Source organism: uncultured Methanobrevibacter sp. (assembly GCF_947169325.1).
Taxonomy (GTDB): Archaea; Methanobacteriota; Methanobacteria; order Methanobacteriales; family Methanobacteriaceae; genus Methanocatella.
This window is the reverse complement of sequence record NZ_CAMVPN010000017.1, coordinates 20,248-36,275: the sequence shown is the minus strand read 5'-3', so window position 1 is coordinate 36,275 and position 16,028 is coordinate 20,248. Positions and strand designations below refer to the sequence as shown.

The window sequence follows — 16,028 nt, the reverse complement described above, 5'->3', positions numbered from 1 at the left end:
TTAAATCAAAAAATAAGCAATTTGAAGAGTTTTAAAAAATTAATCATCAACCAACAAACATGTTAATCATCAACCAGCTACATTTTTTATTTTTAATAAGAATAGTTTAAATCCCAATATTTTTGAATTGGGACTTTATGAAAAAAAATTAAATTGAAATATTTCCTTAAAAGAGTTGAAACATCCTTAAAATATTATTTTTGAGTCATGTCTTTAATTTTACGTATGTAAAGAATTGCTATAATAATTGCTGTACCCCATATAATAGCTTTTCGTATAATCCCCTCAAAAGATAAATCAATGATAATTCCAGATAAATTGTTTCCACCAGTGATAAAAAAACATAATATCGCATAACATATTATTAATATACCAATATAAGCTAAAAAGCCATTTATTCTTCTAACTTCAAAAAACAGAACCCTGTTTAATTGGTCTGGAATTAAAAGCAATGCTTGGAATATTACTGTTATGGTGAACAGCATAACTGCTAAGTTAAAATTTGAATTCAATAAATTATCCACAGTAAGATAACCATAAATGCCTAAAAACAAACTCAATAATCCATATGCAGATGGATGATATCCGAAAATAATCTCATCACCTAGAATAGAACTGTCATCATTAAAAACATCACCTCTGAAGAATAACGCTAAAAAAGGAAGTGCAAATGCAAATGCAATTAAAGATGCCTTTGTTATATTATCAAGAATTAATCCGAGAGTTAATATGATTATTATCATCCCCGAAATTAAATAAGAAAGATTTTTGGAAATAAATTGATATGTACTTCCTATTCTTATTTTGGAGTTAAAACCATACTTTTCATCATATTTTTCAAAATAAATTAAAGGATAACCTACACCAATGAAAAATACATAAATCCCGAATAACAATAACAATATCAAAATTTCATGAGAATCAATGAATATCCATAATAACAGAGATGTTATTACAATCAAAGGGGCAAGAATAATAGTTATTCTTTCTTTCATTGATAAACTTCCAGGATCAGTTAAAATAATATATTTAAAAAATTTAGAATCCTTTTTCATAATATCAAAAACACATATACTTCATACAGATTAGATAATGTAAATTATTTTAAACAATATAGTTTAAGATATAATGTTATTTAAAATTTATGGGAATTTCAAATTTTAATGAAATAATTATAGGAAAAATTATAAGATATTTGGTAACTATCAAAAATTTCCATTTAGGTTAACTAATTAATAATAAATATAATTTGATTTTAACAATTCAAAAAGAATTATTTATATCATTAAGTGAAAGATTCCTAATTTTTTATAAAATAAAACATTATCACTATGAGAAATCAAAGATTAAAAGAATTTCTTTTTAAATAACTTTTAGTAACAAAAATAGAAAACTTTATATACTAACAAAAAGTAAATAAAACATGTTTATTACAAAATAATCAATATATGGAGTGTGAAAATTATGGTAAGCACTGAAGATATTGAAACTAAAATTTCAGATAAAAAAGAAGAATTCGATGAAAAAGTCGAAGACGCAAAAGAAGAATTCGATGACAAAAAAGAAGATGCAAAAGAAAAATTCGAAGAAACCAGAGAGAAAAGCAAAAACATTGCTGACAATGTGATTGCTGATTTATCAAAAACCATTGACGAATTCAAAGAAAGCATAAAAACCATGCAAAAAAATGCAGATCAAAAATATCAGGATTATAAAAAAACCAATGTACAATCTTTAGACATCGATTTAATCGAAACCAAAGAGGTTTACTACATCAAAGCGGCAGTACCAGGTGTCAGCAAAAAAGACATTTTAATTGAAGCTGGCGACAACGACATTACTATCGAAACCACATTCACCCCATACATCGAAGAATTCGATGAAGAGGATGAAGCTGAACTTATCGTATCCGCTATCAAAACCGGAAGATGCGTAAAAACCGTTAGATTTGAAAACAGCATTGACATTGAAAACATCAAAGCAAAATTCAGAAACGGTACAGTTACCATTACCCTTCCAAAATTAATCATACCAAAACATAAAGTAAAAGTAGAATAGACATTCTACTTTTTTCTCTCTTTTTTTACCTAAACCTATATATCCTAATTCAAACAACTATTTTTATGGATGAAAAAATCGCTCTTGCCCCATGTAACGGAATGAGCCCCAACGGACTGGTTTGCCGTGTTGCTGTTGGTGATTTTAAAAAGGAAAACAGTAATGCGATATCAATCTGCATGGGCTCCACATCAGCAGACATCGAAAACCGAAACACGGAAATGCTTAAAAAATATCCCATAATTGCCCTTAACGGATGCACAAACAATTGCGTCAATAAGATTCTTGAAAACAAGGGTGTTAATGTGGTAAAGACCATCAATGCAAGTGATGTTCTTGAAAACTATGAAGTGAGCGCTAAAGACCCTTTCAGATTGGACGATGATGGTGAAAAGTGCGTGAAAATAATTAAAAAAGAGTTGGAAAAACTCTTTTAGTATCTGACTTTTCCGATGTGTCTGGTTGCACCTGGATCTTCTCCATTGAAGTGTGCAAGATAGTAGACGAACCATTCAAGTGGAATCACCAGTATGAATGGGGATAACAGCTTATCGACATCAGCATAGTCTTCAAGCTTATATAAAATCAGTTTTGCTTCAAGGTTTTCGCAGAAGTCAATCGCCTTTTTGGTTATCTCATCTGCTTCAAAGTCAGACCATAGGATTATGACCGGAACGTCCTTTTCTGCACGTTCTATCAAACCATGTCTGAATTCAGCAGCATATTCAGGGCATGCATGCTTGATTGCTCCTTCCATCAGCATTGTCATAGCCAATTTGTAAGCTAATCCAAAGTTCGGACCGCTTCCCAAACAGTAGAAAATATCTTCATCAGCATATTTTTCAGCTAGGGCCTTGTTGTCATCTTCAGTTAAAAGCAATAGCTTTTCCAGCATTTTTGGCATGTCAGCGAGTTCAGCCAAGAGTTCGGTCTTGTTTTCATAATCAGATGCTTTGAACAGAATCTGATATAGGCAGGCCAATTGTGTGATGTAGGTTTTTGTTCCCAGAATTGCTGTTTCTGTGTCGCCTCTTGTTATTATTGGAGTTTGAGCTTCGGCAATCATTGAACTTTCAGGTTCGTTTGAAATTGAGACTGTGTGTATGCCGTATTCATTGGCTTTTCTAAGTGCTGCTAAGGTATCTGCGGTTTCACCTGACTGGGATGTGAATATTGCTACTGCATTTTCATTTTCGACAAGTTTCTTGTTGTAGTAGAATTCATAACCGGCATAGACCTCAATGTCAATGTTGGTGGATGACATCCTTATAGCATCACGGACGCTGTAACAGGTAGATATTGAACTTCCACAGCCTATCAAGTAAACCTTATCCGCATCCAAAACCAATTGGGAGACTTCATCCATTTTTGCAAATTCGCTTTCAAACGTCTTTTGAAGAGCCTCTGGTTGCTCCATCATTTCATCATACATTTTATATTTCATAGCCTAAACTCCTTTAAAATTAAATAATATAATTTATATATTGGTTATTAACATATAAAAATGTTTATAAATAAACTAATAAATGATGCTTATGCAAATCGACTTATCTTTAATTGGAATGGAAAAGGGAAAGCAATACGAAACAATCATTACAACCCACAACAGTGAAGGAGTTCAGAATGCCGCTCCGATAGGAGTGATATGTTCCGGACCAGACAAGGTCGTTTGCCGCATTTTCAAGGGAAGTCATACTTTGGACAATATATGCTCCCAAAGAGAGTTTGTTGTAAATATTACTCACAATTCTGAATTGTTTTATAAATCCACCCTTGGAAATCTTCCTGAAGACCAATTCATCAGTGATGATTCAATTAAGGGCATCCAAGCATATTTCAAATGCGAAGTGACCTCCCTTAAGCAAGCAGTAAAGCGAAGCGATCCGATTAAAAAGAAAGACGAAGCCATCGTAATCAAGGCCGATGTCGTTGAGCTCAACATTAACAGTGACGTCAAGGCTTTCAACCGTGGATTCGGACATGTCATCGAATCCCTTTCAAACTATTCCCGTTTCGATTTGGTTGATGATGCCAAAAAACAGAGTTATATTGAAAGCTTTAGGGAAGCTAAAAGGGTCGTTAGAAAAATAGGCTATCGTGAAGACATCAAAGCCATGAAAGCGATTGAAGAAAAAATAAAAGAAAAAGGATATGACGTTTAATTTATTATAACGTCCATGAATTCGAAATTGTCACCATCAAACAATCCCTGATCAGAGATTTTTATTGACGGAATTACCAGAAGTGCCATGAATGCCATTGTCATGAACGGAGATTCAAGTGTGCATCCAAGCGCTGAAGTCATCTTATGCAGAGTATCCAATTTTTTAGCCACATCATAGGCATCCTCATTGCTCATAAGACCCGCAATAGGAAGTGGAAGTGAATCCGAGAAGTCCTCGCTTACAACGGCAATTCCTCCCTGATTGTCAATGACAGTGTTTACTGCACGGGCCATCATTTCGGAGTCATATCCGACAACGATAATGTTATGAGAATCATGTGCAACTGATGAAGCGATAGCACCTTTTTTAAGATTGAATCCTTTGATGAAGGCATTTGCAACCTTTTCGTCGCCGTATCTTTCAACGACCGCTATTTTCAGAATGTCATCATAGATGTCTGACTGAACCTTGCCGTCCCTGCATTTCAATGTTGCGGTTGTCTTTTTGGTTAGAAGCTCACCTTCATAGCATTTCATGACATTCACTTCACATTCGTCACCGTCAAAGTAGACCTCAAAGTCTTCCGGCGCTTTTTTAGACACGACAACGGATTTTCTTGGTGAAACCTCTTCAACATCAAACAGGACATTTTCACCATCGAATACGCATTCACCATCTATGTATGTTTCCAATACGTTGAAATCATGTAAATTATCTATGACTACAAAGTCTGCCTTTGCTCCGGTTACAATAACCCCTCCATCCAAACCGAAATGATTTGCCGGATTGACAGTTACCATTTCAATGGCCTGGATGATGTCTATTCCCAGATTTGCCGCTTTTTTGACTGACTTGTCAAGATGTCCTTTAATGAGGTCATTCGGATGTTTGTCATCGCTTACAATGAAGTCAAATATTGGAGAGTGCAGTCTTCTCTCGATTATTTCTGTAGGGATTATGCTGAACCCGTCCTGTTTTTTCAGGTGGTTTAGCTTTTCTGAAAAATCAAAAAGAGCTTCCATATTCTTTGCGGATGACCCATCACGCACCATAATTTTCATACCTTTCTGCTTTTTCTCCATAGCTTCAGCGAAATTGCTGCATTCGTGGTCAGTCACTATATGTTGGGCTATGTATTTATCCAAATCTCTGCCGGTTACAAGAGGAGCATGACCGTCAATCGGCTTTTCGTATTTCCGTGCAAGGGCAAGCTTTGCCAAAACCTCCTCATCACCATTGATGACCCCTGGGAAATTCATCATTTCTGCAAGGCCAACGACCTCATCCTTTAAAAGCAGATATTCAATGTCTTCTGCATTAAGAACAGCCCCTGATGTTTCAAAAGAGGTTGCAGGCACACAGGAAGGTGCTGTGAAATAGAAATTGAGCGGAACCTTTGAAGCATTTTCAATCATGAACTCAACACCATCGATTCCACCGACATTTGCAATCTCATGGGGATCACATACCACTGCAGTGGTACCGTGCCTTACAGCAATCTTTGCAAACTGCTGAGGAGTTATCATGCTGCTTTCAATATGAATATGGGCATCAATAAACCCTGGAACCAAAAGTCCCTCCACATCTATCTTTGTCTCTTCTGTAACTGTTATCGGATCGATTTCCTTGAATATCCCATCTTCGATTGTTATTCTTGCCGGATAAATGGATTCTGTCAAAACGTCCAATATGTAAGCAGTGAATTTCATCGTTTATACCTCTTGTAAAGCATTATAAAGAAGTGGCAGGAATGTGCCTATATCGGTTACAATACCTACAACCTGTGCACTTCCCCTGTCTGAGAGCTTTGTAACTGTGGATGGGTTGATGTCCACGCAGATACTTTTGACTCTTGAAGGGAGCAGATTTCCTGTAGCGATTGAGTGAAGCATTGTTGCAATCATTATGACCATGTCCACTTCCTGGGCATATTTCCTCATCAGCTTTTGGGCTTCAACAGTGTCAGTTATTACATCCGGCAGAGGTCCGTCGTCACGGATGGAACCTGCAAGGACATATGGAACGTCGTTTTTGACACATTCATACATGATTCCTCCTGTCAGTGTTCCGTCCTCAACAGCCTTGTGAATTGAACCGGACTGGTTGATTCTGTTAATGGCCCTCATGTGGTGGGTGTGGCCGTGAGCAACGATTTTTCCAGTTTCAACTTCAATACCCAGTGAAGTTCCGTAAAGATTTGATTCTATATCGTGAGTTGCAAGGGCGTTTCCGGCCATGATTACGTCAATGTATCCTTCCTTGATTAGGGATGCAAGGTATTTGCCGGATCCTGTGTGCACAATTGCAGGCCCTCCGACAATTCCAATTTTTCCACCTTTGGCCTTGATTTCCTTCATTTCACGAGCAATACCATAAATAAGATTCATTAAAGGTTTTTCAGAAGATACGTCACTGTTCATGAACTCGAAGACTTGCTGCTCTTCCCTTGACCTGTGTGGTGGTGTGACCCTTACACCGTCAAGGCCTACAACAATCATGTCTCCTGCCTTGACGTCAGCTATTGGTTTGACGTATGCCCTTTCGGCATCCTCATCGACAACGACCAGACAGTCCATTTCGATTTCCTCGACAAGAATCCAGTTTCCCTTGTAGAAGATGTGGGTCGTGTGATTGGATGATGAATAAAAACCTTCAGGAGCAACTTTGTCTTTGGTTGATGCGACAAGCTTTACTTCCTTAATCTCGTCGATAGAAGCACCAAGAACAGACAATTCATCTAGAATAGAATTCAACAACTCGGGAGAATCTGCAGAAACTTCGATTTTGGCTCTGCTTATATCAGATTTCTTTCTTCCAACGTTAATGTCCAATATGTCAAATTCTCCGCCTTTGTCCATGATTATGCCCATTGTCTTTGTCAATGTCAATGAGTCGATAATATGGCCTGAAAGCTCTATAGTTCTTTTATTCATAATATTTTGCTCCAATAGTTAATATTATAAATATATATTTTGGTGATATTTAATGGTATTGAAAAAAAGAAAAAGAAGAATAAAAAATAAATATTTTTACGATTAAAGATTGCTTTGAATAGTTTTACCAATAAAAGCACCAAACAATCCCAAAATGATATATATCGGAATTGTAAATACAGTCAACATTAAAAAACTACTTACAATACCAATTATTGCCCCATAAATTAATGCAAATTTGGTTGAATTAGCTGTTAAATATCCTGCAATTGCAGATCCAATTATTACCCAAAACAAATGGAGAATGCCCATTGGAAGCAATAGTATAAGAATAATCGATACAGCAGCTCCAATTGCAACCGGTTTAAACTCAAAATTATTTACTATTTCATCTGCCACATTATCACCTACCTAATTATTTCTGCCAATAACTCCTCATCACTTAAGCCACTTCCCACATCGGTAAATGGAGCATTAATATGAATCAATTTGCCATTTTCAATGTAAAAAAAGTGATTTCTAACACCTGTACTGGAAGTCATAGCCAAAAGCCCATCTTTTCCGTCAATCATTGTGTGTTGTTTGACTGAAGGATAATTGAATCTCAGCTGGCTAGGGTCACTCGCATTAGTATCCTTAACTGTTATGAAAATAACGTCATGATATTCATTATTAACATATTCATAAGATTCACCAACCCCATCAACTTCCTGCTCTTTAATTTCATTATATCCATCAGGAATATGGAAATTGACTCCATAAACAGAAACATCTCCACCATTGCCCATTAATGAGAAAACCCCAATTATAATAATTAAAACAAATGCAATAATGATGATGCTCTTTAAACTTAAATCAAAATCCCCAATCTTCATTTTAACACCTTAAAAAAAGAAAAAAAGCAAGTGAAAATACTTACTTAATTAACAACAATTGTTTCTGCATATTCCTTGACTAATTCAGGATTGCTACCGCCAACAAATATTGTCAGTTGCTTATCTGAATCATTTATCCCTGCAAAAGTATCAAGAGAAAAATCTTTTAAGGCTTCTTCCATAGCAGGAGTCTTATTAAATAATATCAAATTGCCCTCTTTTGTAATATTGCCCTCATTCGTACCGTATTGAGCATCAATATCTCCCAAAGTCATAGAAGCAAGCACACTCTCTAAAGTACTGCCTGTGTATACAAACACATAAACTGTTTGATTACTGTTTTCATATGCCATGGAGGAATATAAAAATGAAGAAGCAGATTGATAATCACTCATATTTGTAAAATTATCCCCTTCAGGCACTTTCATTTTAAATAGGCCATCAAAATCGTTTTCTTTTGTCAGTTCAGCTGCACATACACTAGCCAATGAAACGGCTACCAAAAATACAGCCAATAAAGTTAAAATTTTCTTGTTCATAGAAAAACCTCCTAATTTGTATTGATTAATTTGTTACGCACATAATATAAACATTGCTATTAGCATGCTAATATCTTATAGATATCTACTATATAGCTAACGAATATATTAAAAATCATGAGTCAAAAAGATGACATGAGCATAATATCCTTACTTGCAAGGTCCAAACGTCGAATAAACGTTTTGAAATCCCTTGAAAAGGAAAACAAGATACCTTCAAAAATCAGCAAGGATATTGACGACAACAGCAATCATGTCTCAAAATACCTGAAAACATTGAAAGATGCAGAGCTTGTGGAGTGCCTTAACGAGGATGACAAAAGATATAGGTTCTACAGCATTACCGAAAAGGGAAAATATTACCTCGACAAGGTTGAAAAAGAATATAACGATTAATTATAATTTCAATGCATCATTCGGACAGGCATTGATGCATTCTGTGCAGAGAATGCATTCAGTACCATTGGTCCTTTTTCTTGAATTGTCCATCATGTCAACATCCATCGGACATGATTTTATGCATTTTTTGCACTCAATGCACTCGTTTTTATCGACTTTAACACGCAATATTGAAAAATAGCTGGTAGCCTTTAGAAATACTGTTATCGGACAGACATATTTGCAGAATGCACGATTGTCTTTAAGACAGAACGCCAAAGCTATTCCTACAGCATAATAAATCACATTACCGATTATGAAAGCGTAAAACATTATTGATTCCAGGTTGTCCACTTTGAAAACAAAGAGTCCCGCTACAAAGCACAGTATTAATGCAAAGAGAACATATCTGAAATATCCCCAGTTCTTACGACCGTTTTGAGGAGTCTTGTAGGGAAGCAAATCAAGCACCATAGCTGTCCAGCAGGCATATCCGCACCATCCACGACCGAATAAGAAGGGTCCTGCAATCTTTGCAATCAGATAATGGATTACAGCAGCTTCAAAAACGCCTAAAAACAGATAATACCAAAAACCAGACATCAGCATATTTTCATGACCTAAAAGACCAACATAAATCAAGAGATATGATCCGACCGCAAGCATTATGACATTTCTTGCATACGGCTTGTCTTTGGCCATTAGAAACAGCCCTATTGAGATGGCAGTTCCGATATAGAGAAAATTGAATATGAAAAATGTATTTGAAGTCAGCATGTAGATTATAATAGCTATTGCAACAAATACCGTTTCCATTATAATTGGCGCTCTGATGTTCATATTATCAAGGAATAATTTGTAACTCAATGTATAAAATATTATTCAAAAAGCAAAATTTCCCCAAATAACGAAAAATAAAAAAAAATAAGAGCACACACCTCTTAAAAACAAGAAAAAAAGACTCTACTCAACAAGAGTTAAAAAGTCATATATTATTTTGGCGGCAATGACTGCTGTGGTGTCTCCCAGCTTATCGGATGCGGTTTCCACAACGTCCAGTCCGACAATATTCTTTCGTGACAGTGTTTCCAGTATATTTTCAATTTCTGAAATGAACAGCCCTCCTGGTGTAGGGTTTCCGACGCTTGGAGCAAGTGACGGGTCGACAACGTCCATGTCTATTGAAATGTAGATTGGTCCGTCGATGTTTGTTATGTAATACTCAAGAGCGTCCATGTGCTTGTGGACATCCCTGTTTTTGAATGTCTGGATGTTATATGTAGACTTTACGAATTCCTCTTCATCGGCAGATGATGACCTTATTCCAATCTGCACAAGGTTTACACCCATTTCGTGGGCTCTTCTCATCACAGTGGCGTGTGAGTATTTCTCTTCTATGAATTCGAATGCAAGGTCTCTGTGGGCATCCATGTGAACTACAGTGAGCTTTTCATGCTTGTCTGCCAATGCCTTGATTGCACCGATTGAAGCGGAATGCTCCCCTCCGATTATGATTGGCTTCAATCCCAAATCAAGGATTTCATTAACAGTGTCTTCAACGATTCCGCATGTCTTCTGGCAGTTTCCAGGGATGACGTTGACGTCTCCGAAATCATAAAAGGTGGCAGTCAGGTTCTTGTTAAAAATAGTGTTGAATTTTTCAAATCCGAATGATGCTTCCCTTACAACGATTGGTCCCAGACGGGATCCTGAGTGATAGGATGTGGTGCTGTCGAACGGAACTCCGATTATCCCATAAGAATCTGTGATTATCTCATCATTTTCAGCAGAAAATGCAAATTTCCATGGTTCGTATGTATTGAAAAGCATAATTTTTCTAAAAGGAAAATAAGGGTTTAGAGGAATCTAGTTAGATCCTCTGGTTCTCATTATTTTCATGTTTCCTAAAGCGACAATGTATTCAACTTCAATACCTTCAACGATTGAGTCTTTTAAGTCTTCAGGCATTGGTAAATCGATGGTGTCGTAGTTTTCCATGTCCATGATTTGAACATTTGCGCCTTGGATAGAGATTACTTGTCCTAATCTTTTGTCGATGATTGGTGAATCTACTTTACTGTCCACTGGTTTTACTAAACTTCTTTTTTGACCATCGAAAACACCGATAGCTTCGATTCTTGCTTTTGCAGCTCCGTGTTTACCAGGAGATGAAGTAGAGTAACTACTAATTTTACATGCTTCACCGTCTAAAACGATGTATTTTCCAACTTTTAATGTTTTAATTTCTACAACTTTTGTTGACATTAATTTTCCTCCGTATATAATATAAAACCGGTTTTAATCTATATAATAAGGATTATTATTAGATTAGTATTTAGTATCTTTTCCATTTTATATAAAGTATTCGTTTATTTAGGAGTTTTTAGGGTAAAATATAAATTTTAAAAAAAATAGTTTTTCATACCATTCCTCTGTTATGCAGATACAGCACCATGGCGGCCGCACCCAGAATCAGAATCACAATCAGCCATATGACAATGAACAGCTTTTTGGTGTCGCTTTCGCCTTTGGTAATGTAGCTTTCCCCTTTCTTGTCGCTTGAATACTTTCTTGTGTTTTTATAGTAATCGTCGTTTCTCAGATAGCTGTAAAACATTCTTGAAATGAAGTAGAATGCCACAATCACTATAACCCCCACAAAAGGAAGCTGTCCGGTCGGCAGGAACATCATTATCGCTGAGGAGGTGATGATGAGCATTAAAATAAACAGACATGCGGACAATATTAAAGAAACAGTTTTATTGAAAATCATTAGGTACACCTAAATATATTTAGGATTTCATCCTATAAAAAAGTAAAGAAAAAAAAAAGAATTATTCTCCGTTGACAGCCTTGACCTGCTTGTAGGTTGCATAAAGAGAATATACCCAAATTATGAAAACGATAATTCCTGCAATGCTGAAGACAAACCAAGTCAGCAATTCAAATATCACTGCTAAAACAGCCAAAATCACTCCCATCTTCATCTCACCGGCATAGATTAAACCCAATCCGGACCAGATGACTGAAAGGACAATTGCAATTATCATGTTCTTCTCTGCCATAAGCTAAAACCTCCTTCAACGATTAATCCTATTTTTATATCCGATAATATTTAACTGTTAGTTAGAAATGTAACGTGAATTTTGCACCACCCATTAAAAAATTTAATTAACAATGACAATTCATATTTAATAATTAAGTGATATGATGAAAATAGCTATTGTAAGTGGAAAAGACGAAGGACCGACAAAACTGAATGCATTCGACAATGCCCTAAGCGATGCCGGAATAGGCGATGTCAATCTGATAAAGGTATCAAGCATGCTCGGAAAAAATACTGAAATTACCGAACTGCCAAACCTAAAGGCAGGTGCCATGGTAAACTGCGTGCTTTCAGAGGTCACTTCAGACACTTTCGGAGAATTGATTACTGCAGTCGTTGCGGTAGCTATTGGAGATGAATTGGGCTGCGTTGTAGAGACAAGCGGCAGAGACAAAGACCCTGATGAACTTGTAAAAGAAGCCAAAGGCATGGTTGAATACATGATGAATAAAAGAGGCGTTGAAATCAGGGATCTTATTGTGGAACAATCGACAATGACAGTGTCCGAAATCGGATCTGTCATCAGTGCGGTGGTCTACATTAACGACGACATAATTGAAGGATAATAGCAAATGATTAACATATAACAGGTGAAAATATGGATGCTCAGGACAAAAAGATTGCAACGGATTTGTGTTATGAAATCATAAAGGAAGTAAGCAGAGCAACTAGGCCTTATTTCGGAACTCCGGAAGCCGGTGAGAAAGTGAAAATCGGTGCCGACGGAACTCCTACTTCATACATTGACCTCATCGCCGAAGATATTGTCATTCACATATTGAAGGAAGCAAACGTATACTCATATATCGTCAGCGAGGAAATCGGAGAGCTGAGACTGGGTAAAGGAACAAAAAGAAGCATCTCCCTGACACAGGAACTCAGGCGTGACGACATTCCCGAAGAGGAAAGGCCAAGATTCATTTTTTTACTTGATCCAATCGACGGAACCAGCAATGCAATCAAGGAAATCCCTGCATTCAGCATTTCAATAGCCGTTGCCGAAGTGCCTAAAGGAAGGATTGCAACACTAAATGACGTTCAGCTGGCATTCATAAGCAACCTTGCAAACGGTAACTTCTTTGAAGCGGAAAAGGGAAAGGGATGCTGGCTCAACAATGAAAAGGTTCATCCAAGCGATATCATAAATATAAGCGACATGACTCTGGGAGGATTTACAAAAACAGGAACTTCCGAAGCTTCAAAGCTCGTCGACAATGCAAGAAGGATGAGAGTACTTGGAAGCGTAGTATTGGAGCTCTCTTATGTGGCAAGCGGAAGATATGATGCATTTTTAGACCTTAGAGGTTCAAGAATCATAGACATTGCAGGTTCAAAGCTCATTCTCGAAGAGGCAGGAGGAATCATCACTGACAAGTACGGCGAAAAGCTCAACAACAAGCTGAGCATTCATGAAAAGGCAGTGGTGGTTGCGGCAAACAATAAGATTTTGCATAAACAGATGATTGACATTCTAAACGACAACCAGACCGATTTAATCGCAAAGGTAGGTATCGTAAGCAGAATCGACCAGGACAGAACAATTCTGTTTTCAGCGAAAATCATCGATTATCTCCTTACCAACGGCCGTGAAGTCATAATCGAAAGGAGACTGGCCCATAAACTGATAGAAATGAAAGCAAAACCTGATTTGGATGCAATCATTGAAAAGACCAAAATGGACTATCCAAACATGGCCCCTCTTTTGGATGACATCAACTTCAACATAGACTACGAGCCCCTTGCTGAAAACATCTTTGACTTTGACTGCGACATGGCAGTGATTTTGGGAGGAGACGGAACCCTCCTGAGAGCACAGGCAAAAATGAGACCTGAAATCCCTGTTTTCGGAATCAATATGGGAACAGTAGGATTTTTAACCGACACCGAGGTCCAGGACACATTCACAGCCCTTGACGAGATTCTCAAAGGTGAATACTACCGTGAGAAAAGGTCACGTCTCGTGGTTTCACACGAAAACAACCATTATTCCGCAGTCAATGAGGTCGTCATAATGACAGACCAGCCTGCAAAGATGCTTTATTTTGAAATCAAGGTGGACGGAGAGATTATCGACCAGGTAAGGGCGGACGGACTGATCATCTCAACACCGAGCGGATCAACAGCTTACGCGATGTCAGCCGGAGGTCCGATTGTCGATCCGAAAGTGGGAGGATTCATCATCATCCCTATTTGTCCGTACAAGCTTGGAGCAAGACCGTTTGTCGTATCTGACAACAGTGAAATCACCGTGAAACTGCTCAAGAAAGGTAAAAGTGCAGTGTTCGTTATGGACGGTCAGAGAAACGAGGAAGCAGAATACGAAGAGGAAATCAGATTCAAAAAGTCAGACAAGGCAGTCTACTTCATCAGGACATCCACCAAATACTTCTACAAAAAGGTCAAGGACAAGCTGGAAGGAGGAATCCCAGAAAACCCAAGGTGCGACAAATGAACTACCTTGTAATCGATTTGACGCACGGAGGAGTCAAGATTGCCATCAGCCTGGCCAAAAAGGGAAAGAATGTCCTTGCATATGACATCTACAATACCTTAAACGACATTGACAGAAAGATGCTTGAAATCTATGACATTTATTTAATGGATTTGGAGGATTTGAAGGATTTCAAGGGAGAGGTATGCGTGATATCCCCAGTGCATCTTCCACTGACAGAATCAGACATCACAAAGCACAATCCTGATTTGAAGTACACTTTCATCACCCACCATGAAGCTGTCTTCAACATCCTTGAAGGATGGGGAGAGGGCATCCCAAAAATTGAGGTTACAGGAGTCAAGGGAAAGACCAGCTCAGTTTTCATGCTTAAGGAAATATTGATTGACGAAAACCCGTTGATTCTATCAAGCCTTGGCGCCCTTCTTTATGAAAACAATCAGAAATTCATTCTTAAAAAGAACATTTCAATAACACCTGCAAACATCAAGGAAACCGTTGACCTTGCCTACAAAATGGCAAATCCCATATGCAAGATTGCCGACGGTATTGTCGAAAGCGAAAACATACAAAGATATTCATCTGCAATTTTTGAATCATCCCTTGGAGTCACAGGCATCGGAGATGTCGGGCTTTTGACAAACATATCCGAAAACTATCCTATTGCGAAAAACAGGCTCACTGCAAGTGAAGCCAAAAGGCAGGTTTTCAGGTGCGGAGTTGTGGCCTGCGAGAAAAGCAGCTACGATAAGTATTACTCAGACGTAATCCACCCGAATGTCAACACATTTTCTGTGACTGACAGCGAGGCGAACCTATATGCCGAAAGCGTCAGCTACTCTCTTGACGAGACCGAAATCGACATTATCTATAAAGATATCAGAACCACAACTGGAGAAATATTAAACGGCAAAATGTCAGTTAAAACTTTTGCTCCAGGCTCTCATCACGTGAGCAACGTTTTGGGGGTTGTCCTGACAAGTCTGGCATTGAATATCGATGAAGACAAAATCATTAAAGGATTGGCCAGGTATAATGGAATTACTGGAAGGACAAACAAAAGAAGTAAGGACGGAATCACCATCATCGAAGAGATTAATCCTGGAATCAATACAGATGCGATAAGGCAGTCCATCAACATGATTGAAGATTTGGATGAATATTACGTTTCAATCGGAGGAGACTACGGAATCACATGTGAAGAGATTGATGAAGACATGGTTTCAAAATATCTGGACACCCTGACATGCGATATTATCCTTACCGGAGAGGTGGGCTCTTCAATAGCTGAAAAAATGACCGGTTCCCACACATACATTGAAAACTACGATGACGTTTATGAGAAAGCCGTAAACGATGGAAAAAATCTTCTTTTTATTTACCGCTCAGACTACCGCAAGCTTTCACAAAGATGAGTTTTAGCCAAAAAATTGTAAACATTTAATAATAAATAGCGATAAAAATTAACAACGTAGAATTCTAGTAATAATTCATTTTTCTAGAATGAAAAAAATCGGAGATT

General features: G+C 37.5%; 19 protein-coding genes. 7 read left to right on the top strand and 12 right to left on the bottom strand.

The genetic code is table 11. From position 1 onward, the window contains the following. Nucleotides 1-194: 194 nt before the first annotated feature. Complete coding sequence (locus Q0W26_RS04200; protein ID WP_298522737.1) at nt 195-1,055, bottom strand: hypothetical protein; 861 nt, start codon at nt 1,053-1,055, stop codon at nt 195-197. 409 nt (nt 1,056-1,464) lie between these two features. Here Q0W26_RS04200 and Q0W26_RS04195 point away from each other — a divergent pair, with 409 nt between their 5' ends. Further along, on the top strand, nt 1,465-2,058 hold the full coding sequence (locus tag Q0W26_RS04195; protein WP_298522734.1) for an Hsp20/alpha crystallin family protein: 594 nt from the start codon (nt 1,465-1,467) through the stop codon (nt 2,056-2,058). 65 nt (nt 2,059-2,123) lie between these two features. Further along, nucleotides 2,124-2,495, top strand: a complete 372-nt coding sequence (locus tag Q0W26_RS04190; RefSeq protein ID WP_298522733.1) for a putative zinc-binding protein — start codon at nt 2,124-2,126, stop codon at nt 2,493-2,495. Here Q0W26_RS04190 and Q0W26_RS04185 read toward each other — a convergent pair. Further along, nucleotides 2,492-3,502, bottom strand: coding sequence for an SIS domain-containing protein (locus Q0W26_RS04185; protein WP_298522731.1), 1,011 nt, complete (start codon nt 3,500-3,502; stop codon nt 2,492-2,494). The genes Q0W26_RS04190 and Q0W26_RS04185 overlap by 4 nt on opposite strands. Nucleotides 3,503-3,593: 91 nt before the next feature. Here Q0W26_RS04185 and Q0W26_RS04180 point away from each other — a divergent pair, with 91 nt between their 5' ends. Further along, the gene (locus Q0W26_RS04180) at nt 3,594-4,220 is read left to right on the top strand and encodes a DUF447 domain-containing protein (protein WP_298522730.1); all 627 of its coding nucleotides are present in this window, start codon (nt 3,594-3,596) and stop codon (nt 4,218-4,220) included. Here the strand turns inward: Q0W26_RS04180 and ade are convergent. The 5 genes from ade to Q0W26_RS04155 form a co-directional block, all read right to left on the bottom strand. Further along, on the bottom strand, nt 4,217-5,932 hold the full coding sequence (gene ade, locus Q0W26_RS04175) for an adenine deaminase (protein WP_298522728.1): 1,716 nt from the start codon (nt 5,930-5,932) through the stop codon (nt 4,217-4,219). The two genes, Q0W26_RS04180 and ade, sit on opposite strands and share 4 nt — an antisense overlap. Nucleotides 5,933-5,935: 3 nt before the next feature. Further along, a complete protein-coding gene (locus Q0W26_RS04170) occupies nt 5,936-7,156 on the bottom strand; it encodes a TIGR00300 family protein (RefSeq protein ID WP_298522726.1) in 1,221 nt (406 codons plus the stop codon). 102 nt (nt 7,157-7,258) lie between these two features. Continuing rightward, the gene (locus tag Q0W26_RS04165; RefSeq protein WP_298522724.1) at nt 7,259-7,555 is read right to left on the bottom strand and encodes a DUF5518 domain-containing protein; all 297 of its coding nucleotides are present in this window, start codon (nt 7,553-7,555) and stop codon (nt 7,259-7,261) included. A gap of 8 nt (nt 7,556-7,563) precedes the next feature. Then, a complete protein-coding gene (locus Q0W26_RS04160) occupies nt 7,564-8,031 on the bottom strand; it encodes a hypothetical protein (RefSeq protein WP_298522722.1) in 468 nt (155 codons plus the stop codon). Between the two features lie 44 nt (nt 8,032-8,075). Next, on the bottom strand, nt 8,076-8,570 hold the full coding sequence (locus Q0W26_RS04155; RefSeq protein WP_298522721.1) for a hypothetical protein: 495 nt from the start codon (nt 8,568-8,570) through the stop codon (nt 8,076-8,078). Between the two features lie 117 nt (nt 8,571-8,687). Here Q0W26_RS04155 and Q0W26_RS04150 point away from each other — a divergent pair, with 117 nt between their 5' ends. Beyond that, complete coding sequence (locus tag Q0W26_RS04150) at nt 8,688-8,966, top strand: winged helix-turn-helix domain-containing protein (RefSeq protein WP_298522719.1); 279 nt, start codon at nt 8,688-8,690, stop codon at nt 8,964-8,966. Here the strand turns inward: Q0W26_RS04150 and Q0W26_RS04145 are convergent, their stop codons facing one another. From Q0W26_RS04145 to Q0W26_RS04125, 5 genes are all read right to left on the bottom strand, one after another. Then, complete coding sequence (locus Q0W26_RS04145) at nt 8,967-9,788, bottom strand: 4Fe-4S dicluster domain-containing protein (RefSeq protein ID WP_298522716.1); 822 nt, start codon at nt 9,786-9,788, stop codon at nt 8,967-8,969. A gap of 123 nt (nt 9,789-9,911) precedes the next feature. After that, nucleotides 9,912-10,778 carry an agmatinase gene (gene speB, locus Q0W26_RS04140; RefSeq protein WP_298522714.1) on the bottom strand — a complete coding sequence of 289 codons (867 nt, stop codon included), beginning with the start codon at nt 10,776-10,778 and terminating at the stop codon, nt 9,912-9,914. Between the two features lie 36 nt (nt 10,779-10,814). Then, entirely contained in the window at nt 10,815-11,213 is a 399-nt protein-coding gene (locus tag Q0W26_RS04135; protein ID WP_298522713.1) for a translation initiation factor IF-5A, read from the bottom strand. A gap of 154 nt (nt 11,214-11,367) precedes the next feature. Further along, the gene (locus Q0W26_RS04130) at nt 11,368-11,721 is read right to left on the bottom strand and encodes a hypothetical protein (protein ID WP_298522710.1); all 354 of its coding nucleotides are present in this window, start codon (nt 11,719-11,721) and stop codon (nt 11,368-11,370) included. Nucleotides 11,722-11,782: 61 nt separating this feature from the next. Then, entirely contained in the window at nt 11,783-12,013 is a 231-nt protein-coding gene (locus Q0W26_RS04125; RefSeq protein WP_298522708.1) for a hypothetical protein, read from the bottom strand. A gap of 145 nt (nt 12,014-12,158) precedes the next feature. Here Q0W26_RS04125 and Q0W26_RS04120 point away from each other — a divergent pair, with 145 nt between their 5' ends. The 3 genes from Q0W26_RS04120 to cfbE are packed head-to-tail and all read left to right on the top strand — an operon-like array spanning nt 12,159 to nt 15,921. Continuing rightward, a complete protein-coding gene (locus Q0W26_RS04120) occupies nt 12,159-12,620 on the top strand; it encodes a pyruvoyl-dependent arginine decarboxylase (protein ID WP_298522706.1) in 462 nt (153 codons plus the stop codon). Between the two features lie 32 nt (nt 12,621-12,652). Further along, on the top strand, nt 12,653-14,506 hold the full coding sequence (locus tag Q0W26_RS04115) for a bifunctional NADP phosphatase/NAD kinase (RefSeq protein WP_298522704.1): 1,854 nt from the start codon (nt 12,653-12,655) through the stop codon (nt 14,504-14,506). Next, nucleotides 14,503-15,921, top strand: a complete 1,419-nt coding sequence (gene cfbE / locus Q0W26_RS04110; protein ID WP_298522702.1) for a coenzyme F430 synthase — start codon at nt 14,503-14,505, stop codon at nt 15,919-15,921. The genes Q0W26_RS04115 and cfbE overlap by 4 nt, the downstream gene beginning before the upstream one ends. Nucleotides 15,922-16,028: the final 107 nt, after the last annotated feature.